This is a genomic window from Allobosea sp. 05T422_2, assembly GCF_056396265.1.
The window spans coordinates 1-24,661 of the sequence record NZ_JBFTLD010000020.1 but is presented as its reverse complement, the minus strand read 5'-3'; the positions used below and the strand labels follow the sequence as shown (position 1 = coordinate 24,661).

The 24,661-nt window shown below is 65.9% G+C and carries 26 protein-coding genes; 17 read left to right on the top strand and 9 right to left on the bottom strand.

Annotation, left to right across the window (positions count from 1 at the left end):
- Nucleotides 1–12: 12 nt before the first annotated feature.
- A complete protein-coding gene (locus tag AC1DJT_RS06075) occupies nt 13–597 on the top strand; it encodes a hypothetical protein (protein ID WP_441506502.1) in 585 nt (194 codons plus the stop codon).
- A gap of 23 nt (nt 598–620) precedes the next feature.
- Nucleotides 621–956 (top strand): DUF1491 family protein, encoded by a 336-nt coding sequence (locus AC1DJT_RS06070; protein ID WP_069877409.1) that lies wholly within the window; start codon nt 621–623, stop codon nt 954–956.
- A 23-nt stretch (nt 957–979) separates the two neighbouring features.
- Here AC1DJT_RS06070 and AC1DJT_RS06065 read toward each other — a convergent pair whose 3' ends face one another.
- The gene (locus AC1DJT_RS06065; RefSeq protein ID WP_476833717.1) at nt 980–2,113 is read right to left on the bottom strand and encodes a DUF2336 domain-containing protein; all 1,134 of its coding nucleotides are present in this window, start codon (nt 2,111–2,113) and stop codon (nt 980–982) included.
- 180 nt (nt 2,114–2,293) lie between these two features.
- Here AC1DJT_RS06065 and AC1DJT_RS06060 point away from each other — a divergent pair, with 180 nt between their 5' ends.
- Both AC1DJT_RS06060 and AC1DJT_RS06055 read left to right on the top strand, forming a co-directional pair.
- Nucleotides 2,294–2,503 (top strand): hypothetical protein, encoded by a 210-nt coding sequence (locus tag AC1DJT_RS06060; RefSeq protein WP_441506504.1) that lies wholly within the window; start codon nt 2,294–2,296, stop codon nt 2,501–2,503.
- Entirely contained in the window at nt 2,500–3,294 is a 795-nt protein-coding gene (locus AC1DJT_RS06055; protein WP_441506505.1) for a hypothetical protein, read from the top strand. Before AC1DJT_RS06060 ends, AC1DJT_RS06055 begins: the two co-directional genes overlap by 4 nt.
- Here AC1DJT_RS06055 and AC1DJT_RS06050 read toward each other — a convergent pair whose 3' ends face one another.
- From AC1DJT_RS06050 to AC1DJT_RS06040, 3 genes are read right to left on the bottom strand one after another with little or no spacing between them, the layout of a single operon-like run.
- The gene (locus tag AC1DJT_RS06050; protein ID WP_441506506.1) at nt 3,295–3,936 is read right to left on the bottom strand and encodes a DUF1254 domain-containing protein; all 642 of its coding nucleotides are present in this window, start codon (nt 3,934–3,936) and stop codon (nt 3,295–3,297) included.
- Nucleotides 3,933–4,508: a DUF1214 domain-containing protein gene (locus AC1DJT_RS06045; RefSeq protein ID WP_441506507.1), complete on the bottom strand. Its 576-nt coding sequence runs from the start codon at nt 4,506–4,508 to the stop codon at nt 3,933–3,935. The genes AC1DJT_RS06050 and AC1DJT_RS06045 overlap by 4 nt, the downstream gene beginning before the upstream one ends.
- 12 nt (nt 4,509–4,520) lie before the next feature.
- On the bottom strand, nt 4,521–6,746 hold the full coding sequence (locus AC1DJT_RS06040) for a transglycosylase domain-containing protein (RefSeq protein WP_441506508.1): 2,226 nt from the start codon (nt 6,744–6,746) through the stop codon (nt 4,521–4,523).
- Nucleotides 6,747–7,013: 267 nt separating this feature from the next.
- On the opposite strand from AC1DJT_RS06040, the gene AC1DJT_RS06035 reads away from it, so the two are divergent.
- From AC1DJT_RS06035 to AC1DJT_RS06020, 4 genes are all read left to right on the top strand, one after another.
- On the top strand, nt 7,014–7,511 hold the full coding sequence (locus AC1DJT_RS06035; protein WP_441506509.1) for a YcgN family cysteine cluster protein: 498 nt from the start codon (nt 7,014–7,016) through the stop codon (nt 7,509–7,511).
- Between the two features lie 177 nt (nt 7,512–7,688).
- The gene (ppdK, locus tag AC1DJT_RS06030; protein WP_441506510.1) at nt 7,689–10,373 is read left to right on the top strand and encodes a pyruvate, phosphate dikinase; all 2,685 of its coding nucleotides are present in this window, start codon (nt 7,689–7,691) and stop codon (nt 10,371–10,373) included.
- 131 nt (nt 10,374–10,504) lie between these two features.
- Complete coding sequence (locus tag AC1DJT_RS06025; protein ID WP_476833716.1) at nt 10,505–11,326, top strand: alpha/beta fold hydrolase; 822 nt, start codon at nt 10,505–10,507, stop codon at nt 11,324–11,326.
- Between the two features lie 3 nt (nt 11,327–11,329).
- A complete protein-coding gene (locus tag AC1DJT_RS06020) occupies nt 11,330–12,034 on the top strand; it encodes an HAD-IA family hydrolase (protein ID WP_441506512.1) in 705 nt (234 codons plus the stop codon).
- 3 nt (nt 12,035–12,037) lie between these two features.
- Here AC1DJT_RS06020 and AC1DJT_RS06015 read toward each other — a convergent pair whose 3' ends face one another.
- Nucleotides 12,038–12,181, bottom strand: a complete 144-nt coding sequence (locus tag AC1DJT_RS06015) for a hypothetical protein (protein ID WP_476769646.1) — start codon at nt 12,179–12,181, stop codon at nt 12,038–12,040.
- A 363-nt stretch (nt 12,182–12,544) separates the two neighbouring features.
- Between AC1DJT_RS06015 and AC1DJT_RS06010 the strand changes: the two genes are divergently transcribed.
- From AC1DJT_RS06010 to nadC, 7 genes are all read left to right on the top strand, one after another.
- The gene (locus AC1DJT_RS06010; protein WP_043233725.1) at nt 12,545–12,754 is read left to right on the top strand and encodes a cold-shock protein; all 210 of its coding nucleotides are present in this window, start codon (nt 12,545–12,547) and stop codon (nt 12,752–12,754) included.
- A gap of 190 nt (nt 12,755–12,944) precedes the next feature.
- A complete protein-coding gene (locus tag AC1DJT_RS06005; RefSeq protein ID WP_476833715.1) occupies nt 12,945–14,390 on the top strand; it encodes a DEAD/DEAH box helicase in 1,446 nt (481 codons plus the stop codon).
- Nucleotides 14,391–14,473: 83 nt separating this feature from the next.
- Nucleotides 14,474–14,746 (top strand): translation initiation factor IF-1, encoded by a 273-nt coding sequence (infA, locus tag AC1DJT_RS06000; RefSeq protein WP_054207590.1) that lies wholly within the window; start codon nt 14,474–14,476, stop codon nt 14,744–14,746.
- 8 nt (nt 14,747–14,754) lie between these two features.
- A complete protein-coding gene (locus AC1DJT_RS05995; RefSeq protein WP_441506514.1) occupies nt 14,755–15,024 on the top strand; it encodes a hypothetical protein in 270 nt (89 codons plus the stop codon).
- A 179-nt stretch (nt 15,025–15,203) separates the two neighbouring features.
- Nucleotides 15,204–16,307: a quinolinate synthase NadA gene (gene nadA / locus AC1DJT_RS05990; RefSeq protein ID WP_476833714.1), complete on the top strand. Its 1,104-nt coding sequence runs from the start codon at nt 15,204–15,206 to the stop codon at nt 16,305–16,307.
- 53 nt (nt 16,308–16,360) lie between these two features.
- Entirely contained in the window at nt 16,361–17,920 is a 1,560-nt protein-coding gene (locus AC1DJT_RS05985) for an L-aspartate oxidase (RefSeq protein WP_441506516.1), read from the top strand.
- 13 nt (nt 17,921–17,933) lie between these two features.
- Nucleotides 17,934–18,788 carry a carboxylating nicotinate-nucleotide diphosphorylase gene (gene nadC, locus AC1DJT_RS05980; RefSeq protein WP_441506517.1) on the top strand — a complete coding sequence of 285 codons (855 nt, stop codon included), beginning with the start codon at nt 17,934–17,936 and terminating at the stop codon, nt 18,786–18,788.
- A gap of 82 nt (nt 18,789–18,870) precedes the next feature.
- Here nadC and AC1DJT_RS05975 read toward each other — a convergent pair whose 3' ends face one another.
- From AC1DJT_RS05975 to AC1DJT_RS05965, 3 genes are all read right to left on the bottom strand, one after another.
- The gene (locus AC1DJT_RS05975) at nt 18,871–19,467 is read right to left on the bottom strand and encodes a hypothetical protein (RefSeq protein ID WP_441506518.1); all 597 of its coding nucleotides are present in this window, start codon (nt 19,465–19,467) and stop codon (nt 18,871–18,873) included.
- 310 nt (nt 19,468–19,777) lie between these two features.
- On the bottom strand, nt 19,778–20,023 hold the full coding sequence (locus AC1DJT_RS05970; RefSeq protein WP_441506519.1) for a GDCCVxC domain-containing (seleno)protein: 246 nt from the start codon (nt 20,021–20,023) through the stop codon (nt 19,778–19,780).
- Nucleotides 20,024–20,353: 330 nt separating this feature from the next.
- Nucleotides 20,354–21,439, bottom strand: coding sequence for a cell wall hydrolase (locus AC1DJT_RS05965; RefSeq protein ID WP_476769642.1), 1,086 nt, complete (start codon nt 21,437–21,439; stop codon nt 20,354–20,356).
- A 473-nt stretch (nt 21,440–21,912) separates the two neighbouring features.
- On the opposite strand from AC1DJT_RS05965, the gene AC1DJT_RS05960 reads away from it, so the two are divergent.
- Nucleotides 21,913–23,148, top strand: a complete 1,236-nt coding sequence (locus tag AC1DJT_RS05960; protein ID WP_476833713.1) for an MFS transporter — start codon at nt 21,913–21,915, stop codon at nt 23,146–23,148.
- Nucleotides 23,149–23,243: 95 nt separating this feature from the next.
- The gene (gene acuI, locus AC1DJT_RS05955) at nt 23,244–24,230 is read left to right on the top strand and encodes an acrylyl-CoA reductase (NADPH) (RefSeq protein WP_441506522.1); all 987 of its coding nucleotides are present in this window, start codon (nt 23,244–23,246) and stop codon (nt 24,228–24,230) included.
- 11 nt (nt 24,231–24,241) lie between these two features.
- Here acuI and AC1DJT_RS05950 read toward each other — a convergent pair.
- The coding region (locus AC1DJT_RS05950) for a hypothetical protein (RefSeq protein WP_476833712.1) at nt 24,242–24,661 on the bottom strand (420 nt) is incomplete at its 5' end.

Below are 24,661 nucleotides of genomic sequence, written 5' to 3'. Positions count from 1 at the left end.
CGAGAGCCGACCATGTCCGTCACACTCGCAGCCCGCGCTCACTCGAACGCGACCCTGTCCGCTCCGGCGAGACGCGCCCCGCCGGCTCGCCGCAAGGCGTCCTTCCTGATGCGGATCTGGCGCGCAACCTTGCGTCGCCCGGGTCGTAGCCTGATCCTGACCCTGTTCTCGGCTGCCGCCGCGGCCATCCTGATGAACGCGCTCCTGTTTCAGAAGGCGCGTCATCCCTCGCCAATCCTCTCACAATCCACGACGGCCACCCCGTCGCCGCGCAACGCGGAGCGGCGCACCGAGCAGGCCCCTGCCGCTCCCGCTCCGGCCGCATCCGTTCCGGCGGAGCCCGCGCAATTGCCCCCTTCGCGCCCGGGCGGCTTGACGCAGGCGGCTCGTGAAGCGGCGCCGCGTCCACCGGCATCCGTCAATGCGGCCCCGCGCCCTGCGCCGGCCCAGGCGGCCGCACAGCGTGCTCCCGCCCCGGTGCGTGACCGGGATCCGATCGCCGATCTGATCAACGGTGTCGACATGCGGCCTCCGGCGGAAATCCGGGGCGTGGCTTCGGCCAAGCCGGCTTCGCCGCGCCGCACCGTGGAAAACTGAGGCAGATCGCGTACCTTCCGACGATGGCGCGTCTTACCAGCGATTTTTGGGTCTCAGCCTATTTGCGGCAGGCGGCACTCGACGGCTTCGATGCCGTCCTGCGCCGCCGCGGTGCCAGCGAGGCCGGGGCGATCTTCGTCAAACTCGACCGGCTTGACGGCACCGCCGCGCTCTACGGGCCTGCGCCGCAGGCGCTGGCGGACGAGAGCGGCGCACGCCGCTTTCAGCTGATCCTCGATTCCGACCCGCTAAGCGTTGAGGAACGGGTGGAGCGCGAACGTCGTTTCGATCCGGACCTCTGGCTCGTCGAGATCGAGAACCGGAAGGGCGATCCCAGACTGGCCCTTGCCGAGGGCTGACCCCCGGCAGCGTATACGAACGCTCAGCCGTGCTCGCGCCCGCCGCGAAGTCCGCGTCTGACCTCGTCGAGGACCGAGCGAGTTTCGGGCCTGGCGGCGCCGGAACGGGCAGGCGTTCCACTCGGGTCGAGGAKGGGCTGGTGCTGGCCCTTGYGGCTGGACAGACCCTTGCTCTCGCCGGATATCTGCATGACGAGCCGATAGGCCACCCCTGGGGTGACCGAGCGCATCAGCGCCACCAGGGCGAAAATGCGCTCCACCGAATGGGCGGCATCGTCGCCAAGCCGGATCAGGAGGCGCGTCGCGTCCTCGACGCTGACGCCGCCGGCGATCAAGGTCAGTGCCGTCAGGTCGCGCGAGTGATCGCGGGCCATTGCCTMGGCGAGACGGATGCCCGTGCCCAGCTGGCTCGAGAGCGCACCGAAGAGGCCATCGCGATCCTGTTCGGCGGTGGCGAGCCAGCCTGCAAAGGTCTCCGGCGTCGGCGCCGGGCGTCTCTCCGATGGGCTGACCGCCTCCAGCGCCGCAAGCGATTCGATTGTGGCGCGGCGTCGTTCGGCTCCGGCATGCAGGAAGAGCGGGATCAGATCTGCGCTGTTGATGTCTCGCCGCACAAGCAGGCCCGGCACATAGGCGGCATCGTCTCGCGCCCGGTCGAGCAGGAGGTCGAGCACGGGCCGGGGCAGGGGGGCGGACGGGTTGGCGAGGAGCGCCAGATCGACTGCCCGCTCGCCCCGACCCGCCAGCATCAGGCTGGCCTTGGCCGGCAGGTCGGCCCGTTCGGCAACGACAATGGCAGCTGCTGCGTCGCCATGGGCTGCAATGTCTTCGAGCTCGGAGGGCGAGATCGGGCCGCCATGGCGCATCAGCGTCGACAGAACAGCCCCACCGCGTGCCTTGAGCGCCTGCAGGACATCAGCCTGCGCATGGCGCCACCCGGCAAGCTTGCGCGCCAGGATGATGGCTGTGCCCTCATCGATGGCGGGAATCAGGGCGAGTGCCATCTCCCGAAACGCCTCCAGATCCTCGCTGGAGGGCTGGGCAGTCGACATCAGCAGATCGGCTTTCACACGCAGTGAAACCTGGCTGAGATCGAGCCCGCCGTCACGCGCGAGACGAGCGAGCTGCGCAAGATCGGCGGAGATTCGGGACGGCATACTGACAACTCGTCGGAGACTCGGGTGGTTTCCGTCAACTTATGCCCGACGCGTTAATGTGGCGTTAACCATGTCGGGGCCTGATGCGGTTTGAGGGCCTCGGCTGCCGGCGCCGGCCCGCGCCGTGCCATCCGTTCCCTGCCTCGACCGCAACCAAGGCGCCAACCAAGGAGGCGCATCATGGCCGTCGTCATTCCTTTCGCGCCGCGTCGGCGCAGGGTTGCTGGCCTGCTCCCGGCCATTCCCCGGGAAGCCGGAACGATCCTGTTCTTCACCGGTGTTCGCTACGAGCGCCCGCCGGAGCCGCGCGCTTCCGGCAGGCCGGAGCGCAAGCCGAGCACCCGGTCCCGTGCCAAGTCCGCTCCGAAGAGTGTCAGGCAGCCGGCGTGATGCTCCTGTTGCGGCGTATGCGTTCCGGTGCGGGCAGGGGGAGCCTGCAATGGGCTCTGGCGGTGGCCCTGTCGGCAGCGGGCTGTGCGCCGGGCAGCGGCGACTTCGGCCGCCCGCGTCCCGGTATCTGGAACGATACCATTGCGCCAAGCATCGGCCTCGGCTCCGCAATCGCACGTGGCGAGGCCGTATCGTATTTCCATATGACAGACGACGAGGAGCAGTTGCGCGATCGCGCCTGGCGCTTCGTCATGCCGGCACATGAACGCAATGTCTTCGAGCGCCAGGTCTCCGATCTGGCCTATGCCCGAATCCTGCCGGCAGCCGCTCAGTCCAGCAACATCTCCGATTATCATCGGTCGCTGATATCCGGCTCCTTTCGGTCGCAGGCCTCGCGCTACAATCGGCTGGCCGAGGATGCCCACGCCGACCGCCTGCTGATCGGGCCGTTCCGGGGCAATGCAGCCAGGGTGGTAGCGGCAGACCGGATCCGGATGAAGACGCTGGAGGCATCGCCTCTCGTGCCGCCCGATCAGAACGATCCGGCCCTGGCGCGCGTGATCGAGAATGAAGGCCTGATTCTCTGGGTCTGCGAGCGTGTCGCCTTCCGGCTGGAAAGCTACCGCTATGCGCTGGCCAATCTCGTCGTCGAGATGCCGGCGCGCGACGCGGTCAGGGCCGAACGCAGCATCATGGCGCTCGAGGCCGAGGCCGGGCCCCTCTGCAAGTTGCCGCTGATCGGCACCTTCCGGAGTGACGAGCCGTCCAGGCCGGTGGTCTACAAGGGCTGATCAATCCGCCAGGCCGCAGGCGACGCCTTTGGCCATCGCCTCGGCATCGGGCCGGTCGGAAGGCAGCTTCGCCAGGACACGCGCGACGATCAGGCCTTGCTCCGTGTCGGACACGACACGCAGTTCGCGGGTGGTCTCTCCCTCCTCGTCGCGTGCCAATCGCTCGTCGAGCTGTTCGCTGGTCATCACCACGAATTCCAGAACCCCGCGGATCGCGGCCCGGTCCGTGATGGCGTAGCCGACACCGCCGCCACGCCGGTGCAGCGATAGTCCCAGCGGCAGTGATCCGACGCGAGCCACCACCCGCATCGGGCCGGCACTCAGATCATAGCTGCAAACGGCGGTCACCAGGGCAGGGTCGGCATCACGCGGGGCCGGCAGGCCTGCGGTCTGCGCCGATACCAGTTCGGCCTGCCCCCCGGCGCCCAAGGCCGCATAAGCCGTTGCCGCATCGCGCTCCGACAAGAGCGGGATCAGCAGCACGATCACGATATGGACGATTCCGGCCAGCACCAGCCCGGCCAGCGTCGCCAGTGCGAAGCGGCGGATCGCGGTCGTGATGCGCAGACGCCAATTCATCGCCCGCTTTGCCTTCGCGACGACCGGACCGGAAACACCGTGGGAGGGCTCGAAACTTGTCATCGGCAATCGATCCGGCCGATGCGGGGAAGGGACTCGGGGCGCAGTTCGCTGGCATGTCCAGAGATCGGGGTATCATAGAGCCTCAGCCGAAACTGGAACCGCCCGCGAATGGGCAATGGCAGCCAGTTCCCCGCCTCCGGCGTCGTCCCGGCAACCACCCGGACACCGGCGCTCTCGTCGCGCACGATCTCGGCATCGGTGAATCCGCTGCGTTCGAGCGGCAGGTGAAAGGCGTGGCCATCGGCGTCCGTGACGTTCAGTGTCCAGCCTCGCGTCGTCGGCGTCGTTCCGGTGACGAGATAGCGGCAGCGCCCGTCGAGCACCTGGCCGCTCTCGTCGCGTTCGGCGATGAACTCGAGCCCTTCGCCGGAGCCAAGGGGCAGATGCACGCCGCGKGCCAGATAGGCCCGCATATAGGGATCGACATCACGCCCGCCGCTGCGCGGCCAGGCGGTCCATGAACCGACCTGCAGCCGTCCGAGCGGAGGGCGCTCCGCGACGGCATAATGCGCCGAGGCGAGCCCGAGCCCGGCACCGAGTGCGATGATGTAGGAGAGCGTTAGGAGGCGCACGGCTAAGCCTGTTCAGCGGATGCGGCTTGCGCCACCCGGTGGCGTCAGGTCCTGGATGCCGGCCTGGGCCGTCCGTCCTGCCGCCCGCACCGGCTCGATCGTGCGGAACATCGCGCCGACCGCCGAGAGAACCTCGAAGGACTGGCGCGGCATATGTCCTGCGCCGGCGCCCAGCGCTGCGGCATCGGCTGCCGGAGCATTGGCCTTGGCGAGTGCTGCGACCTTCGGGTCGGTCACAGGCGTGACACCCGGGATCGGTTTCAGCTCCAGCCCCTGATGGGCGAACTGCATGATCTCCTTCCAGGTCATTGCCGGCAGGGAACCACCCGTCATATTCGCCGTCTCCGACGAGTCGTCGTTGCCGAACCACACCGCGCCGACCAGATTGCCGGAATAGCCGACATACCAGGCGTCCTTGTAGCCATTGGTGGTGCCCGTCTTGCCGGCCGTCACGACGCCGTCGAGCGCGGCGCGACGCCCGGTGCCTTCGGTCGGAACCTTGGACAGCATGAAGTTCATGTCCTGCGCGACCTGGACGCTCAGCACGCGCTTGCCGGTGCCGTCGTCGCGATCATGCCGGTAGATCAGCTCGCCCTGCGAATTATGGATATCGATCGCGGCATAGGGCTTGGCCCGCAGCCCGCCATTGGCGAACACGGAATAGCCTGCGGCCATATCCATGACCGTGACTTCGGCTGCGCCGATGGGCAGCGAGACCGTGTCGGTCAGCGGCGTGGTCAAGCCCATGGCGTGCGCCGTCTCGATGATCTTCATCCGGCCGATGCGTGCCGCGCGCGCCTCGTGGGTCTCGCCGGTGGCGCGGCCGATCGCGATCGACATCTGCACCGGGATCGTGTTGATCGACTTCGCCAGCGCCACCGTCAACGGCATCGACCCGGCATAGGAGCGTCCGTAATTGTTCGGGCACCAGTTGCCGATGCAGACCGGGCGGTCGGTCACGATCGTGTTAGGACGATAGAGCCCCGCGGAGAGTGCTGCCGCATAGACGAACGGCTTGAACGAAGAGCCGGGCTGCCTTGCGGCCGTCGCGCGGTTGAACTGGCTCGCACCATAGTCGCGCCCCCCGACGATCGCGCGCACGGCGCCGTCAGGGTCCATCACCACGGTCGCCGCCTGCTTCGCATGATAGGCCGGGCCGTGTTGGCGCAGGACCGTCTCGATCGCGTGGTCGGCGCGATCCTGGATCGCCGGATCATGCGGCGTCTTGACGGTCAGGACCCGGTCCGGGCCGATCTTGCCCTCATCAGCCAGCTTGCGAACCTCTTCGAAGGCCCAGTCGAGATAGTAATCGGGGCTGACGTCGCGCTTACGGTCGACCGGGGTCGCCGGGTTGCGCTTCGCGCTGTCGATCTGGCCTGCGGTCATGAACCCGGCATCGACCATCGCGTTCAGCACGTCATTGGCGCGGGCGCGGGCTGCCGGCAGATTGACATGCGGCGCATATTTGGTCGGCGCCTTGAACAGTCCTGCCAGCATGGCGGCCTCGGCCACGCTGACATCCTTCACGGATTTGCCGAAATAATATTCTGACGCAGCCGCCACGCCGAAGGTGCCGCCGCCCATATAGGCGCGGTCGAGATAGAGCTTGAGGATCTCGTTCTTGGTCAGCCTGTATTCGAGCCACAGAGCCAGGAACGCTTCCTTGATCTTGCGGTCGAGCGAGCGCTCATTGCTCAGGAAGAGGTTCTTGGCGAGCTGTTGGGTCAGCGACGAGCCGCCCTGCACCACGCCCGAGGCGCGCGCGTTCACGGTGATCGCGCGAAAGGTGCCGAAGATGTCGATGCCGAAATGGTCGTAGAAGCGCCGGTCCTCGGTTGCCAGGACGGCCTTGATGAGATGGTCCGGCAGTTCCTCGAGCTTCAGCGAATCGTCATGGCGCGCGCCGCGATGACCGAGCTCGGAGCCGTATCGGTCCAGGAAGGTCACCGCGAAGACTTGATGCTTGAGCGCCTCCTCGCGGCCTTCGTGGAAGGCCGGGATTGCGAGCATGAGCATGACGAGAGCGCCGGCGATCCCGACATTCAGGCCCTCGCTGGCGAACTCCGCTGCGAGCCGCTTGCCGCCGGAGACGGTCAGCCGGTCGGCATAGCTGCGCAAACGTTCATAGGCTTCGCCCGCGCGACGGCCCGCGCCCCAGAGCGTGTCGTCGATCCATGAATCGACGGCAAGCGCGAAGCGCTTGAGACGGGTCGTCCAGTTTGCCTTCCTGAACTCCATCGCCGCCCGGGCCACCCTGACGAAAAACTGCGGTTATCTCCTGCCGCGACCGGATGGTGTTGGCAACCCAAAGTGCCCCTTGGTAGGGACATAGGATCGACCTTCGCGCGCGTGAAGGCCAGTGTCATCCTTTAAGCAGATGAACAGCAGGTTTCGCGCCAGACGATCCGTGCCATTGCGAAACAGTCCGCCCGGATCGACGTGCAGCTGGGATGCGCGGCATCGCGGCGCTTCCCACGAACCCCACGAGGGCGCATAAGCGCCTTCATGACGGACGCACCCATCCGGCCAGAGCCATTCTGGCTTAGCAAGACGCTCGACGAGATGACCATGCAGGAGTGGGAATCGCTCTGTGACGGCTGTGGGCGCTGCTGCCTGGTGAAGCTCGAGGACGACGATACCGGCCGCATCCACGCGACCGATATTGGCTGCCGATTGTTCGATGCCGGGACATGCCGCTGCAAGGATTACTCCCATCGCTCGACGCTCGTTCCCGATTGCGTGACGCTGACCCCGGAAGACGTTCGCACGCTGCCGTGGTTGCCGCCGACCTGCGCCTATCGGCTGGTCGGGGAGGGGCGTGACCTGCCCTGGTGGCATCCGCTGGTGTCTGGCGACCCCGAGACGGTCGTCACGGCCGGCGTCTCCGTGCGCGGCCGGGTCTTCGCCAGTGAAGATGACGTCGATGAGGACGACCTGCCCGAACGTATCGTCAATTGGCCGCTGCGTTGGCCGCGTGCGGCGCGCAACCCTTTGCGTGGCTGAGGAGCGTCGCAGATCTGCAGCAATCCTGCTGCAGCCTCGCTCATTGATTGTTCATCCGCTTTTCGGCATGACCTCGCCCGTCCCTGCCGCCCGGCTGTCTCTGCCGGCGGCGCTTCGCATGAAACTTTTGGATCGCCGGCGCGTTGCTGAGCCCGGCTGGATGAAGAGGTAGTTGTGATGGCTGGTGGGAAGTGGGTCTACACCTTCGGCGACGGCAAGGCCGAGGGTGAAGCGGGCATGAAGAACCTGCTCGGCGGCAAGGGTGCAAACCTCGCCGAGATGAGCAATCTGGGCTTGCCGGTTCCGCCCGGCTTTACGATCACCACCGAGGTCTGCACCCATTATTACGATAATGGCAAGAATTTCCCGTCCGATCTCGCCGGGCAGGTGAAGGCTGCGCTTGCCGAGATGGGGCGTCTCACCGGCAAGCTCTTCGGCGATCCTGCCAATCCGCTTCTGGTGTCGGTGCGCTCCGGCGCTCGCGCCTCGATGCCAGGCATGATGGACACCGTMCTCAACCTTGGCCTCAACGACGTCACCGTCGAGGCCGTGGCGAAGGCCTCGGGCGACGCCCGCTTCGCCTGGGACAGCTATCGCCGCTTCATCACCATGTATTCGAACGTCGTGCTCGACGTCGATCACGGCCATTTCGAGGAGGCGCTCGAAGACTACAAGGAGCGCAAGGGCTTGCATCTCGATACCGATCTCTCGGCCGATGACTGGAAGGTGCTTGTCGGTCGTTACAAGGACATCGTGAAGAAGGCGCTCGGTGCCGAGTTCCCGCAGGAGCCGCAGGAGCAGCTCTGGGGCGCCGTCGGCGCAGTGTTCTCGTCCTGGATGAATGCCCGCGCGATCAAATACCGCGAACTCAACAATATCCCTGCCTCCTGGGGCACGGCCGTCAATGTCCAGTCGATGGTGTTCGGCAACATGGGCGAGACCTCGGCCACCGGCGTCGCCTTCACCCGCAATCCCTCGACCGGCGAGAACGCGCTCTATGGCGAGTTTCTGATCAATGCGCAGGGTGAGGATGTCGTTGCCGGCATCCGCACTCCGCAGGACATCACCGAGGTGGCGCGTCAGGCCGCCGGCTCGGACAAGCCTTCCATGGAGAAGGCGATGCCCGCGGCCTATGCCGAGCTCTGCCGGATCTACGGCATCCTCGAGAAGCATTATCGCGACATGCAGGACATGGAGTTCACCATCCAGGAGGGCAAGCTCTGGATGCTGCAGACCCGGTCCGGCAAGCGTACCGCCAAGGCCGCGCTCAGGATCGCGGTCGATCTGGCACAGGAGGGATTGATCGGCGAGGAGGAGGCGATCGGCCGCGTCGAGCCCGGCGCCCTCGAACAGCTCCTGCACCCGGCGATCGATCCCAAGGCCGAGCGCCGCGTGCTGACGACCGGCCTGCCGGCTTCGCCCGGTGCGGCGGCCGGGGAGATCGTCTTCAATTCAGACGATGCGGAGGCTGCCAAGAAGACAGGCCGCAAGGTCATCCTGGTCCGGGTCGAGACCAGTCCGGAAGATATCCACGGCATGCATGCCGCCGAAGGCATCTTGACCACGCGTGGCGGCATGACCTCGCATGCGGCGGTCGTGGCGCGCGGGATGGGCAAGCCCTGCGTCTCCGGCGCCGGCCAGATCCGGGTCGACTATGCCAAGGGCACGCTGACGGTGGGGCCGACCACGCTGCGGGCCGGCGATTTCATCACGATCGACGGCACCCTCGGCCAGGTTCTGCTTGGCGAGGTCAAGATGCAACAGCCGGAGCTTTCCGGCGATTTCGGCACGCTGATGGGCTGGGCCGACAAGGTTCGGCGCCTCAAGGTCCGTGCCAATGCCGAGACGCCGCGCGATGCCCGCGCGGCCCGCGATTTCGGCGCCGAGGGCATCGGGCTCTGCCGCACCGAGCACATGTTCTTCGACGAGGATCGCATCCTGCCGATGCGGGAGATGATCCTCGCCGGCGACGACAAGGGACGGCGCGACGCGCTGGCCAAGCTCCTGCCGATGCAGCGGCAGGATTTCGTCGAGCTCTTCACCATCATGCAGGGCCTGCCGGTCACGATCCGGCTGCTCGATCCGCCGCTGCACGAGTTCCTGCCGCATACCGACGAGGAGATCGCCGAGGTGGCGCGCGCCATGGCGGTGACGCCGGACGTGCTCCGGCGCCGGGCGGCCGAGCTGCACGAGTTCAACCCGATGCTCGGCTTCCGCGGCTGCAGGCTGGCGGTGGCGTACCCTGAAATCGCCGAGATGCAGGCCCGCGCCATCTTCGAGGCCGCCGTGATCTCGGCGCGCGAGACCGGCAAGCCGGTCATCCCGGAGGTGATGGTGCCGCTGGTGATGGGCGTCGCCGAGTTCGACCTCGTCAAGGCCCGCATCGACGCCATGGCGAAGGCCGTGATCGGCGAGAGCAAGACCGAGTTCACCTATCAGGTCGGCACGATGATCGAGCTGCCGCGCGCCGCCTTGCGTGCCGAGGAGATCGCCCGCAGCGCCGAATTCTTCTCCTTCGGCACCAATGACCTGACCCAGACCACGCTCGGCATCAGCCGCGACGACGCGGGTTCCTTCCTCGGCTCCTATACCGCCAAGGGCATCCTGGAATTCGACCCCTTCGTCACCATCGACCAGGAGGGCGTCGGCGAACTCGTCAAGCTCGCGGTCGAGCGCGGTCGCCGGAGCCGTCCGCGGATCAAGCTGGGCATCTGCGGCGAGCATGGTGGCGACCCCGCCTCGATCGGCTTCTGCGAGAGCATCGGTCTCGACTACGTCTCCTGCTCGCCCTTCCGGGTGCCKATCGCACGCCTGGCCGCGGCGCAAGCCGCACTGGGCGCGATCAAGGCCAAGGACGCCTGAGCAGGGAGATCCTGATGGTCGGCCTCGAGCCGACCATCTCCTGGACGTCGGTCCCGGGCCTGCGCCATGCTCGGCCTGAGACCGACAATCCTGCATTGCCGCGAGAACGGCCGCCGGTCTAGTTTCGCGCCATGCAGACGCGTATCGGCCAACTCTCCCGCCCCTTCGGCAAGCTCTATTACGAGGTCACGGGCTCTGGCCCGCCCATCGTCTTCGCTCATGGACTGGGCGGCAATCATTTGTCCTGGTGGCAGCAGGTCGCTCATTTCAGTCCGCAGTACAGCTGCGTCACCTTCGCTCATCGCGGTTTCGCGCCGTCGGAGCCGGTGGCCGGAGGCCCCGATCCGGCAGACTATGCCGGCGACCTCGCCGCGCTGATCACCCATCTGTCGTTGGAGCGGCCGGTTCTGGTCGCGCAATCCATGGGCGGCTGGAGTTGTGTGGATTATGCGCTGGCGAACCCCGGTCGGGTGAGCGGGCTCGTCATGGCCTGCACCACCGGCACGCTCGATTTCGGCAAGGCCGGAAGGAATATCTCGAGCGAACTCGCGGMCTGGCAGCAGCGTGTCGATGAGACACTGCCGCGTTGGGCCAGGAGCGGTATCCATCCTGCCTGCGGCGAAGCCTTCGCGAAACGCTTGCCGGCGCTCTACGAACTCTACAAATCGATCGACCGCATCAATGCAGGTCTGGACAAGGCGCTGGTTCGGCAACGCATCTGGGAGGCGCGCAACCGCCCGCCGTCCGACCTCGCCGCACTCGATTGTCCAGCCTTGTTCCTGTCCGGCGCCGACGACCTCGTCGTCCCGCCTTGTGGCGTCGCGGCGGTCGCTGCCCATGCTCCCAGGGGCCGCTTCGTCAGCGTTCCCGAAACCGGCCATTCCGTCTATTTCGAGGATGCGGCGCGCTTCAATGCCGAGCTCGACCGCTTCATCTCCGAGTTGAAGGGCTGAACCGTGCCGTCTCGCGCGCTCACCACGATCGGCTTCGATGCCGATGACACGCTCTGGCAGAACGAGCAGTTCTTCCGGCTGACGGAGGAGCGTTTCGTCGCCCTGCTCGGCGAGCACGGCGAAGCCGCCGAAATCTCCGGCAGGTTGCTGGACGCCGAGCGTCGCAATCTCGGCTTCTACGGATTTGGCATCAAGGGCTTCACGCTCTCGATGATCGAGACCGCGATCGAGGTCACAGGCGGCAATGTGCCGGCTTCCGTCATCGCCGAAATCCTTGCCGCCGGGCGCGAGATGCTGGCGCATCCGGTCGAGACGCTTCCGGGGGCACAGGAAACACTGGAGGCGCTGGCCTCCGAATACAGGTTGGTCCTGATCACCAAGGGCGATCTTTTCGATCAGGAACGCAAGCTCGCCCAGTCCGGGCTGGGCGATTTCTTCCAGGCGGTCGAGATCGTCAGCGACAAGAGTGTCACGACCTATGAACGCATCTTCGCGCGTCATGGTGACGGGCCGAGACATGCGATGATGGTGGGTAACTCGCTGAAGTCGGACATCGTGCCGGCGCTGCAGGCGGGGGCCTGGGCTGTGCATGTGCCGCATGAGCTGACCTGGGTGCTCGAACATGCCGAGGAACCGGTCGCGGAGCAGCGCTATCGCCGCCTGGCGGATCTTGGCGGCCTCGTCGGGCTTCTGGGCGAGATCGAATGAGCGCTAGCGACGGCCCCTGGTCGGACCATCCGCCGCGTCAAAGCTGAGGAGCGGCCCGGAAGGCATCCGTTCCAGGGCGCAAGCGAGCAGTCCCCGTTCGAAGACCAGATCGGCAAAGAGTTCGGCCTGCCGATTGACATCGCTCATTGCGGTTATTCTGTCGGCACGCCGACGAAGACGTTGATGCGACGGGTCGAGGGATGCAGCCTCGACGCAGAGCGGGCCTCCGCGGGCCGCCTTCTCCGATGCTCCCGTCTTGCGCGGATGCCGGGAAGGGGGCGCCGTTGCGCATCAGGGCGCTGCGCTGGACCCGCATTGCAATTTATGCTAGTGCCGCCCATGTAAGACGAGATGCGGCCGGGTTCTGGCCAATCCTCCGCGCGGGATTTCCCGGTCGGCGGGCACGATTCAGATCCACCACACATCGTTATCAAGGCCACGGCGAGGCGTCCGCGCGTCAAGTCGTGTCTTCCACATACGAACGCGGATCTGAAACGTAAGGACTACCCTATGAACAAGGGCACCGTGAAGTGGTTCAACACCACCAAGGGCTATGGCTTCATCACCCCTGAGGCCGGCGGCCAGGACGTTTTCGTCCACATCAGCGCTGTCGAGCGTGCTGGTCTGCGCGAACTTCGCGATGGTCAGGTCGTCTCCTTCGAGCTGATCGCCGATCGCAAGACCGGCAAGTCCTCGGCCGGCAACCTCGTCGTCGCCTGAGGCTGAATACTGACCGGGAGGGTGCTCGCACTCTCCCGGCTCTCTCTATCGATACCTTTACAACAATACCTTTCGGCGCAGTGGCTAGCGGTTCGCCGGGCGGAATGACGTACTTCAATGCCGAACCCATTCGGTGGCGCAGCCGGTTTCCACATGCGCCCCTTGCGTTTCGGCTTCAGAAAGACCTGTTTTGACACAATTTACAGACCTCGGCCTCGCCGAGCAGCTTCTCAAGGCGCTCGCGGCTGAAGGTTATTCCAAGCCGACGCCCATCCAGGCGCAGGCCATCCCCCCTATTCTCGAAGGCAAGGATCTGTTCGGCGCGGCCCAGACGGGCACGGGCAAGACGGCCGCCTTCTCGCTGCCGATGCTGCACCGGTTGCTGAACAACCCCCGGCGCATGCAGCCGCGTTCGGTGCGCGCACTCATCCTGAGCCCGACGCGTGAGCTTGCGGCGCAGATCGAGACCAGCATCCGCACCTACGCCCAGTTCACCACGGTCAAATCGGCCGTGATCTTCGGCGGCGTGCCAGTCGGCAAGCAGATCCGTGCGCTTKGCCAGACCGTCGACATCCTCGTCGCCACGCCCGGCCGCCTGCTTGATCTCGTCGACCAGCGCGCAGTCTCGCTGCGCGAGATCGAGTTCCTGGTGCTCGACGAGGCCGATCAGATGCTTGATCTCGGCTTCATCCATGCCCTGCGCCGGATTGCGACGCTGATCCCGGCCAAGCGCCAGACGCTTCTGTTCTCGGCGACCATGCCGAAGCAGATCCGCGAGATCGCCTCGGCCTATCTGACCAATCCGGTCGAGGTCGCGGTGACGCCGGTTGCCACGACTGCCGAGAAGGTCGAGCAGCGCGTCATCTTCACCGATCCCGGCCACAAGCCGGCGCTGCTGGCGAAGACGCTCGGCGTGGCGGAGATGGAGCGCGCGATCGTGTTCACGCGCACCAAGCACGGTGCGGACAAGGTCGTGCGCCAGCTCGAGCAGTCCGGCATCAAGTCGGCTGCCATCCACGGCAACAAGAGCCAGGGCCAGCGCGAGCGCGCTCTCGGCGCTTTCCGTGATGGCGAACTGCGCATTCTGGTCGCGACCGATATCGCGGCGCGCGGCATCGATGTCGACGGCGTCAGCCATGTCGTCAATTTCGACCTGCCGAACGTGGCGGAAACCTATGTCCACCGCATCGGCCGCACCGCGCGCGCTGGTGCCACCGGCGTCGCCATTGCCTTCTGCACCCCGGAAGAGCGCGGCGATCTGGCGGCGATCGAGAAGCTGACCCGCGTTTCGCTGACCCCGGTCGGCGAGGTGCCGCACTGGGATGGTCGCACGCCCAAGAAGCCGCCGCAGAACCAGGGTCGCGGCCGCAATGGCCAGGGCTCCGGTGGCGGGCGCGATCATGGCCGGCCGCAGGGCCAGCGCCAGGGCGCGAAGCCGCAGCAGGCGGGCAAGCCCCAGCATGCCGCCGGTCAGCGCAGCGAGACTCCGCGCAATGACCGTCCGCCGCAGCGCACTGAGGCGCCTTCGGCGCGAAAAGACAGCGTTGCCGGCAAGGAAGGACTTGGCGGCGTCGCGTTCTTGCAGCAAAGAACAGAGCAACGTCGCAATGGCGGCGCCCGGCGCCGCGCGAACTGACGCGCGGATAGCCAGGGGACGATCGGGCCGGCGGATCCCTCTGATCCGGTCGTCCGCCCAAGGCGCAGAAGAAGGACCAAGGAATGGCGAAAGAAGAACTTCTCGAGTTCGACGGCACGGTGGTCGAGGTGCTGCCCGATGGAAACTATCGGGTGAAGCTCGACAATGACCATGTGATCCTGGCCTACGCGGCCGGCAAGATGAAGAAGAACCGCATCCGCACGATCGCCGGAGACCGGGTCGTCGTCGAGATGTCGCCTTATGATCTTGATCGCGGCCGCATMAACTTCCGTCAGAAGACGGCGGGACCGGCTCCGGGTGGGCCGCCGCGCAATCAGAACTTCCGTCGGCGTTGAGCCACAGCATGCGCTTCAGCCGGGTTGAACTGCTCTTCCTCGCTGCAGGCGCAGGCCTCGGAGGCCTTGTCGCACTCGCGGCTCACATTGGATGGCTGGCGGGATCGGCAGCTTTCCCGCGCTATCTGTTCGTCCTGATCGGGCTCGGCCTCATCGAAGTCGTCTTTGGTTTCGTGACGGGCCGTCCGCCCGGCGCCCTTGTCGGGATGCCCGCCCGGATCCTGGCCTTCGTGCTCGGTCTTGGCGTCCTGGCGCTGGTCACCGGCGGCATCGCCTGACTGCCTGCCATATTCCCCAAACACATGAAGGACCGCGCGCTGGCGCGGGATGCCGAGTGCTGGTCAGCATCGGGGAGACGTGCTAATATCCTTATGCTCAAAACGAGCATAGCTGGCTAGCAACAGGCCGGCGGCGACCCGGAGCGGAGCTCCGGCATCGCAGGGATGAGGAGGATGCCATGTCTTTGGGCTTGGAAAAGACTCGGGGCTTCGAGGCCGACAACGCTGTCGCCCCGGTCACTGTCGCGCGCCGCAGGGACGATCCGCGCTTCCGACCATTGCCGATGCCAGACCTGACCTGGACGCCTGAGGTCGAGGCCGCGACCGCGCATCTCTACGAGAAGGTCAAGGCCGTCATTCCGGCGGTGGAGTGGCCCTTCTTCGCGCCGACGATCAAGGCGATCAACRAGCTGAAACAGGTCCGCAACGCGGTCATCCTCGGCCATAACTACATGACGCCGGAGATCTTCCATTGTGTCTCCGACATCGTCGGCGACTCCTTGCAGCTCGCCAAGGTGGCCTCGAAGACCAAGGCAGAGGTCATCGTGCAGGGCGGCGTGCATTTCATGGCCGAGACCTCGAAGCTGCTCAGCCCCGACAAGATCGTGCTGATGCCGGACATGAAGGCCGGCTGCTCGCTGGCCTCTTCGATCACGGGCGCCGATATCCGTCTGTTGCGCGAGCGCTATCCCGGCCGTCCGGTCGTCGCCTATGTCAACACCTCGGCCGATGTGAAGGCGGAGGTCGATATCTGCTGCACCTCGTCGAATGCCGTGCAGGTGGTCGAGAGCCTGGGCGTGCCGGAAGTCATCTTCGTGCCTGACCAGTATCTGGCGAAGAACGTCGCGGCGCAGACCAAGGTGAAGATCATCTCCTGGGCAGGCGCCTGCGAGGTGCATGAGCGCTTCACCGCCGAAGAGCTCGTGCGCTACCGCGAGGCCGATCCGAGCATCAAAATCGTCGCCCATCCGGAATGCCCGCCGGAAGTCGTGGCAGTTGCCGATTACGCTGGTTCGACMAAGGGCATGATCGACTGGGTCAAGCATGAGCTGCCGGGCCGCGTCCTGCTCGTCACCGAATGCTCAATGGCGGACAATGTTGCAGCCGAGACGAAGGGCGTCGAATTCGTGCGGCCCTGCAATCTCTGCCCGCATATGAAGCGCATTACCTTGCCCAAGATCCTCGAGTCGCTGGTCTATATGCAGCACGAGGTGGTGATCGATCCGGCGATGGCCGAGAAGGCCCGGCGCTCGGTTGAGCGAATGGTCAACCTGACGATGTAAACCCGCATGCCTCTCCCTTCAGGGGGAGGGGCGCTGGCGGCGGATTGGCCCTCATGCCTGACATCCAAGCGGATATCCTCATCGTCGGCGGCGGGCTGGCGGGGCTGTTCACGGCCTTGAAACTGGCGCCGCTGCCCTGCACGGTGCTGGCGCCGCGCCCGCTCGGCGAGGGCTCTTCCTCGAGCTGGGCGCAAGGCGGCATTGCCGCGGCGATGTCCGAGGGCGACACGGCCGGCAAACACGCTGCCGATACGATCGCGGCGGGTGCCGGCATCGTCGACGAGGCCGTCGCGCATATGGTTGCCAATGAGGCTGCCGAACGCGTCCATGATCTTCTGTCCTATGGCGTCCCCTTCGATCGCGATCTCGCCGGGCGACTCGTGCAGTCGCGCGAGGCCGCGCATTCGGAGCATCGTGTCGTCCGCGTCGGCGGCGATGGTGCCGGCGCCGCGATCATGCAGGCGCTGATTGCGACGGTGCGGCAGACGCCTTCGATCACCGTCCGGGAAGGGTTCATTGCCGAGGACCTGCTTCTTACCGATGGCGCCTGCACGGGTGTGCTGGCGCGCGGCGAGCACGGGGCGGCGCGCGAGGCGACGCGATTTCATGCCGTCGCGACCGTGTTGGCCACGGGAGGCATCGGCCATCTCTACGCGCTGACCACGAACCCGGCGGAGGCGCGTGGCGAAGGACTGGCCATGGCGGCACGCGCCGGCGCGACGATTGCCGATGCGGAGTTCGTGCAGTTTCATCCAACCGCGCTGGCGCTCGGGCTCGACCCAGCCCCGCTGGCGACCGAAGCGATCCGGGGCGATGGCGGCATTCTCGTCAATGCCGCTGGCGAGCGGTTCATGCTGGCTGCCCACAAGGACGTCGAGCTCGCCCCACGCGATATCGTGGCGCGCGCCGTCTTCGCCGAGATCGCGGCCGGGCGCGGTGCCTTCCTCGATGCAAGGGCGGCGATCGGCACGGAGTTTTCCGAGCGCTTTCCCGCCGTCACCGCCGCCTGCCGCAAGGCGGGCATCGATCCAGCGACCGAGCTCATGCCGGTGGCGCCGGCCGAGCACTACCACATGGGTGGTGTGGCGACGGACGCTCATGGTTGCACGACGCTTCCCGGCCTCTATGCCGCCGGTGAAGTGGCCAGTACCGGCTTGCATGGTGCCAACCGTCTCGCCTCGAATTCCCTTCTGGAGGCGGTGGTCTTCGGCGCACGTGTCGCCGAGCACCTGAAGGGCCGCCCGTTGGTGATGAGAACCAGGGGGAAGCCTGTCCGCATGAGCGGCACGGCAGCCTGCTTGCCGACAGCCGCGGACCAGCGCGCGATCGAGCGCTTGCGCGCGATCATGTCGGATAGGGCCGGCGTGGTGCGTGGCGGGCCAGGGCTGCTTGCCGCGTCGCGTCAGCTCCAGGCCATCGCCGAGGCTGCGGACAGTTCGACGCTCGTCAACATGGCGAGCGCCGCTCTCATCATCGTTGCCGCAGCGCTTGCCCGGCGCGAGAGCCGTGGCGGCCATTGGCGCAGCGATTTTCCGCAAGCCAGCGCGGCGCTGGCGACGCGCAGCAAGCTGACATTATCGGCGCCGCCTGCCGCGCGCCGCGCCCTGTCCTGATCCGGAGCCCGACGTGAGCCAAGCCGTCCTCAATCCCCTGCTCATCACCGAAGCGGTGCGTGCCGCTCTGATCGAGGATCTCGGMCGGGCCGGTGACATCACCACCCTTGCGACGATTCCGGCCGGCAAGCGGGCAAGCGCGGTGATCGCCGCGCGCAAGAGCGGCATCGTTGCCGGGCTGCCCTTCGCCCGCGAAACCTTCCGGCAATACGACCCGTCGGTTCGCTTCGAGGCCGCCATGTCGGACGGCGACAGGCTCGAACCCGGCGCCATTGTGGCTCGCATCGAGGGGGAGGCCCGCTCTGTCCTCTCGGCAGAGCGTGTCGCCTTGAATTACATGGGCCGACTCTCGGGCATCGCTACACTGGCAGCGGCCTATGTAGCCAAGGCCGCGGGCACGAAGGCGATGATCGTCGACACCCGCAAGACCACGCCAGGCCTGCGCGCGTTCGAGAAATACGCCGTTTGCTGCGGTGGCGCCGGCAACCATCGCTATGGGCTCGATGACGCCATCCTGATCAAGGACAATCATGTCGCCGTCGCCGGCGGCATTCGCCCCGCCTTGCAGGCGGCCAAGCGCCAGGCCGGTAACTTCGTCAAGATCGAGATCGAGGTCGATACCCTGGCCCAGCTCGAGGAGGTCCTCGCCGAGGGGGCCGACATCGTCATGCTCGACAACATGTCCGTTGCGGATCTGACCACGGGCGTTGCGATGGTCGGCGGCCGCATGAAGGTCGAGGCCTCCGGCGGCATCACGCTCGACACTGTCGCGGCGATTGCGGCGACCGGCGTCGACATGATCTCGGTGGGCGCCCTGACCCATTCCGCCAGCGTGCTCGACCTCGGGCTCGATATCGAGATCGCATGAAAAAAGCCCCGGCCGAAGCCGGGGCGTAAGGTCGTTTCCGTGGTTAAAAGGGTCTGCGTCTAAACTCTTGGTAGGCGTGAACTCAATAGCGGCCGCGCGCCCAGTATTGCGAGCCAGGGCTCATCAGCACCTGGCGTTGGCGGGTTTCGTAGAGAGCGGGGATCGTCTCGTGCACGACCTGCGTCTGGCGCACCATGACCTTGCGCTGACGCTGGCCATAGACGGCGGGCAGGGTCTCGTAATCGGTGCTCGCCGGGCTGATCTCGACCGTACGCTGCTGGATGCCGTAGCGCGCGGGAACATCGACCCAGCAACCGGTGACGTTGCCATAGAGATCGCGGCTCACCTCCCAGCGACGCCCCGCCGGTGAGATCAGGACCTGTTCGGCAACCGTGCTGTACTGGGCCGGGCGATAGCGCGGGATGACCCGCTGCGGATGCACCATCACCTGCTCGGTGACGTATTCATATTCGGCCGGAATGATGCGCGACTGCGTCTGGGCCGGGCGCGCGACATAGGTCTCGTTGATCGTGCCATAGACCGGGGGCGACTGCTGCAGCGTGTAGCAGGCGGAGCCATAGCAGCCACCGCCAGCCTGGGCGCCCTGGGCGCCGAGCAGCAGCGCGGCCGCAGCCACCGAAGCGGCCAATGCGGAAGCGGAAAGCACCTTGCCTCGCATGTCTGACTCCGACCTCCCCGGCGGCGTTCTGGCGCCGCCGTGTTGGAGGCAGAAAGCCAGCCGGCAGTGATGAACGCAAGGTAAACGCGAAAACAAGGTAAAATTAACCATGATCCGGCGCGTCCGGCAAGGCCTCGAATACTGAATTGGAATGCAAAGGCAGCAGGCCGGCGAGCCCTACGCAGCGGAAGCCTCCCGGCTCAAGGGTAGAGCGGGCCGCAAGTCCCGGCCGGGCACGGTGGCAAGAACGATTTCGTTCAGCGTGCAGCCGAGATGGACGCAGCTTCGGGCTGTATCCCCCGGGCTCAGATCACGTTCCGCTCGGACCAGCAGAGGCGCAGCAGGACAGGTTGCCGGATCCTCCGTTCACAGCCTCCTGAATGGGTGGGCAGGGAACCGAGCCATAGGAACAGAACACGCAGCAATCACCCTGCTTCGGCCGGAGCAATGCGCCGCATCCCTTGCATTCGTAGAAGAACTGGCAGGCGTCGGTCGGCATCGTCTCGGCCGCCGCGTGTCGGCAATGCGGGCAGGTAATCAGGGACTGAAGCTGCATTCAATTCACGCGCGGTTCTGAGGCATCAGGCTTCATAGATGCAATTCCAAGCGACGGGCCGGGTCAAGCTGACAGGACGACTTTCATGAGCGTCCTGTCTGGTGCTGCCCGGAAGGATCAGGTCCTGGCGCAGTGGCTTTCGCTGAGCACCCTCATTGAGCCGACAGAGGTTTCCAGGGCAGGGGGGCCTCCCGTGGGGTGACCTCCGGGCCGGCCAGAGGTGCCTCGATACAGCCTCGCTCCCGCAAGCCAAGACCCCGCATTCTCGCAAACAAGCCCGGTATTCAATCTGTTTGGAGTCAGGGCCCGCGGTTGAAAATTCAGGATAGACTAAGTCTGGCCCGGCCTCAGCTGATAGAAGACGTGCCGGCCKATCACATCCATTTTCTTCAGCTTCTTGGCCCAGTACGGCCGAACATAGTCCGCGTGGTAATGCGTGGAGGCGCCGACATCCGCGAGATAGGTCGTGCCCTCAAAGACCTCGCGTGCGATGCGCACGGAGGCGCGCCACGGCTCGGGCTCGGTGATGCGCAGCGACTTGCCCTCGCAGGCGAAGGTGAACTGGCAGGCGAGGTAGCGGTTCCGGTTCTGGTAGACCACGCCGCAGACCGAGTCCGGATAAAGCCCGCTCTTCACCCGGTTGAGCACGACCTGCGCGACCGCAGCCCGGCCTTCCTCGGATTCCGAACGAGCCTCGAAATAGACGGCTTCGGCGAGGCAGCGCTGCTCGCGCGCCATGTTCTCTGGCAGGATCAGCCCGGTATAAATCTGTTTCGGCCCCGGATCGCTCTTGCGCGCGACGCTGGTTGCGGGAGCGGCGGCCTTGCCGATGGCGGCGGGCCGTGCGGCGGCCACGGCCGGCGGCGTCGTCGGCGCGATCGTGGCGACGCTGTAGTTCACGGCCGGAGTCGATGAGGCCCGTGCTGCGGGCTGCGGAACCGAGGGCGTCGAGCCGTCGATGCTCTCGAGATGCAGTTCGGCTTCCCGCGGCGAGGTGATGATCCGCTTCGGCGAACTCGGCGAGGAGTCCGAGAGGGCTGGGTCGGTCAGTCCCTCGTCATTGGAATAGGGCTCGAACCCCACTTGCGGACCGTCGCTGCTTTCGCCCTCGCGCACGGCGTCGAGCGCAAAGCCGCCCGAAATCAGGCCCGGCTGGTTGTCGCCGAAGACGACACGTTCGAGCTCGCGTGGCTGCGGGGTAAGCGTCAGGCCCGGGCGCAGGCCGGGCAGCAGGTCGCCCTTGGCGCTGCGGTCGACCTCGGGGAAGGCGCTTGCCGTGCGCTTCATATCCTCGCGCGGCTGGCGCGGATCGATGGCGATGCGCCGTTCGGGGTCGTCGAAGGAGAGATGAGCCTGTTGGATCGAGGATGACAGCGTGAGGCCCGGCAGGCGGAAGGCGCTGGCCGCAACCAGCATCGAAGGGCCTTCCTCGAGCATGGATTCGGGCGAGGGCGCTGCGCGCCGCAGCATGGAATAGGGAATTGCGTCGCCGTCGTGATTTTGCCCGGCGGATGCGGTGAAGGAAACCAGCAGCCCGACGGACAGCGCCCAGGGCGCGACCGTGGCCAGGGCCCATTTCAGACCCAGCGCTCTGATTCGCCTCGTGCGACGCCGTAACCGCAACTGACTCAACGCTCTGCCCGCCTTGACAACACCGGGGGTCGGCCGCGCAGCCAAGGCGCGCTTTTCGACGATCCCGTTATCCATCCGGTAGGGTTGAGAGCCGGTTAATGCCGCGCTCGGGCGCGCGTTCTTCGGCGACCCGCGTTCCATGTGCGGCCGTGATGTGGAATTTCACGAAAAGACGTTGTTGCGGCGCGGGACGAAACGATAACGTGCAGCCACACGTTTAGACTTGCTCTCCTTCTGTCCTATTGTCGGAGCTCCCAATGAGTGCGGCCACTGGGCGCAGATACGCGCCTGAAATCGTCGTCGCTGCCGGCTGTCTGATCGCGCTGATCACCTTCGGCCCCCGCGCCAGCGCCGGTCTGTTCCAGATCCCGATGACGCTGGAATTCGGCTGGGGGCGCGACACGTTCAGTATCGCCATTGCCCTGCAGAACCTGCTCTGGGGCCTCGGCGCTCCCTTTGCCGGCGCCGTGGCCGACCGGTTCGGCACGGTGCGGGTGCTGTGCTTCGGTGCGTTGCTCTATGCCGCCGGCCTCGTCGTCATGGCCTATGCCACGACGCCGATGACGATGCATCTCGGCGCCGGCGTGCTGATCGGCTTCGGCCTTTCGGCCTGTTCGTTCAATCTCGTGCTGGCTGCCTTCGGCAAGCTGCTGCCGGAGCAATGGCGCCCGATGGCATTCGGTGCCGGCACCGCGGCCGGCTCCTTCGGCCAGTTCCTGTTCCCGCCGATCGGCAACATCATGATCGAGCAGATCGGCTGGCATCAGGCGCTTGTCGTCTTCGCCGGCTCGGTGCTGCTGGTGATGCCGCTCGCCATCATGCTGGGAACGCGCAAGACCGGAGAGGCCAGGCAGGTCGCTTCGGCTGTCAACCTGCCCAACCAGAGCGTCACGCAGGCCCTGTCGGAGGCTTTCAAGCATCGCAGCTACGTCCTGCTCGTGCTTGGCTTCTTCACCTGCGGCTTCCAGCTCGCTTTCATCACCGCGCATATGCCGGCCTATCTCAAGGATGCCGGGATGCCGGCCTGGGTCGGCGGCTGGACACTTGCCGTGATCGGTCTCGCGAATGCGGCGGGTTCTCTCGGCTCCGGCTGGCTGACCTCCCGCATGCCGAAGCGCCATYTSCTSGCCTGGATCTATCTKGGSCGTGCGGTKGCSATCGCWGCCTTCATCMTGCTKYCGSCCAGCCCRGCSACCGCGMTSRCCTTCGGCGTCGTSATCGGCCTGTTCTGGCTCTCCACCGTGCCGCCGACCTCCTCGCTGGTCATGCTGATGTTCGGCACGAAATACATGGCGATGCTCTACGGCTTCGCCTTCTTCTCGCATCAGGTCGGCGGTTTCCTCGGCGTGCTGCTCGGTGGCATCCTCTATGAGCGGACCGGCTCCTACGAGATCGTCTGGTGGCTTTCGGTCGCTCTGGGTGTCGCCTCCGCCCTGATCAACCTGCCGATCGTCGAGAAGCCCGTGACGCGCGCGGTGCCGCAGCCCGCCTGATCGGGACGGGGCAAAGACGCACATGCTTGCGCCTTGCGGATTGCCCGGGCTCGTTCCACTCCTGTCGTGACCAGTTGGCACGACAGGAGTGATGCATGTCCAGCTTCAAGGCGCTCGTCGCGACGAAGGGCGAAACCGGCCCGAACCTCGCCTTTACGGATTTCGCCGAAGCCGATCTGATGGAAGGTGACGTCACCGTCCGCGTCACGCACTCGACCGTGAACTACAAGGATGGGCTCGCGATCACTGGCAAGGCGCCGGTGATCCGGCGCTGGCCGATGATTCCCGGGATCGATTTCTCCGGCCGGGTCGAGACCTCCAGCCACCCCGATTTCAAGCCGGGCGATCTCGTCATCCTGGATGGCTGGGGCACGGGTGAGACCCATCTTGGCGCTTATGCCCAGAAAAGCCGGGTCAAGGGTGACTGGCTGGTGCCGCTGCCGGCCGGCATGACCCCGGCCGACGCCATGGCGATCGGTACCGCGGGCTACACCGCGATGCTCTGCGTGCTGGCGCTGGAGAGGCACGGGCTGAAACCCGCTGATGGCCCGGTTGTGGTCACCGGTGCTGCCGGCGGCGTCGGCTCGGTCGCGATCGCGCTTTTGGCGAAGGCGGGCTGGCATGTCATCGCCTCGACCGGCCGCGCCGAGGAGGCCGACTACCTCAAGGGCCTCGGTGCAGCCGAGATCATCGACCGCAACGAACTCTCCAACCCCGGCAAGCCGCTGGCCAAGGAGCGCTGGATCGCCGGCGTCGACGCGGTCGGCTCGCATACGCTCGCCAATCTGCTGGCGATGACCCGGTACGGCGGCGCCGTTGCTGCCTGCGGCCTGGCCCAGGGCATGGATCTGCCGGCTTCGGTTGCACCCTTCATCCTGCGCGGCGTCTCGCTGCTCGGAGTCGATTCGGTGATGTGCCCGAAACCACGCAGGCTCGAGGCCTGGGCGCGGCTGGCTTCCGATCTCGATCGCGACAAGCTTGCTGCCATGACCTCGACGATTCCGTTGGAGAGCGTGATCGAGACCGGCAAGGCGATCGTCGAGGGCAAGGTGCGGGGCCGGGTGGTGGTTGAGGTGGGCTGAGGCGATAAGACCTAAAACTCGGCTATTCGCTTTTCGAACAACGTCTGCAGCCTCTGATCAGCTTGCGATAGATCCGTGAACGGGGTGGATTCGTTGCCATCAACGATCCAGTACCTCACGGTTCCATCGCGGGCTTCCGTGATATCGACCAAGCGTCCCTTTCTCTCCTGTTTATAGAATACGACCATCTTTCCTTGATAGTCTCGGAATTTTACATTCGAGATTGAGTTAAACAGGTTGATGTTCCCCGAAGAAAGAAACGCAAGCCGTCGCCTAATGCTTTCAAAAGCGTCGAGTTCGGCCACCGTCGTCACAATTCCAGAAGACGAGATGGTGGGAGTTGGCGTGGCCGCCTCCTCAATCGCCGGGTCGGCTCTCGGGGTTGGCTTCGGGGCGTTCGCCCGAATGTCGAGGCGTTTCAGCACATTAGA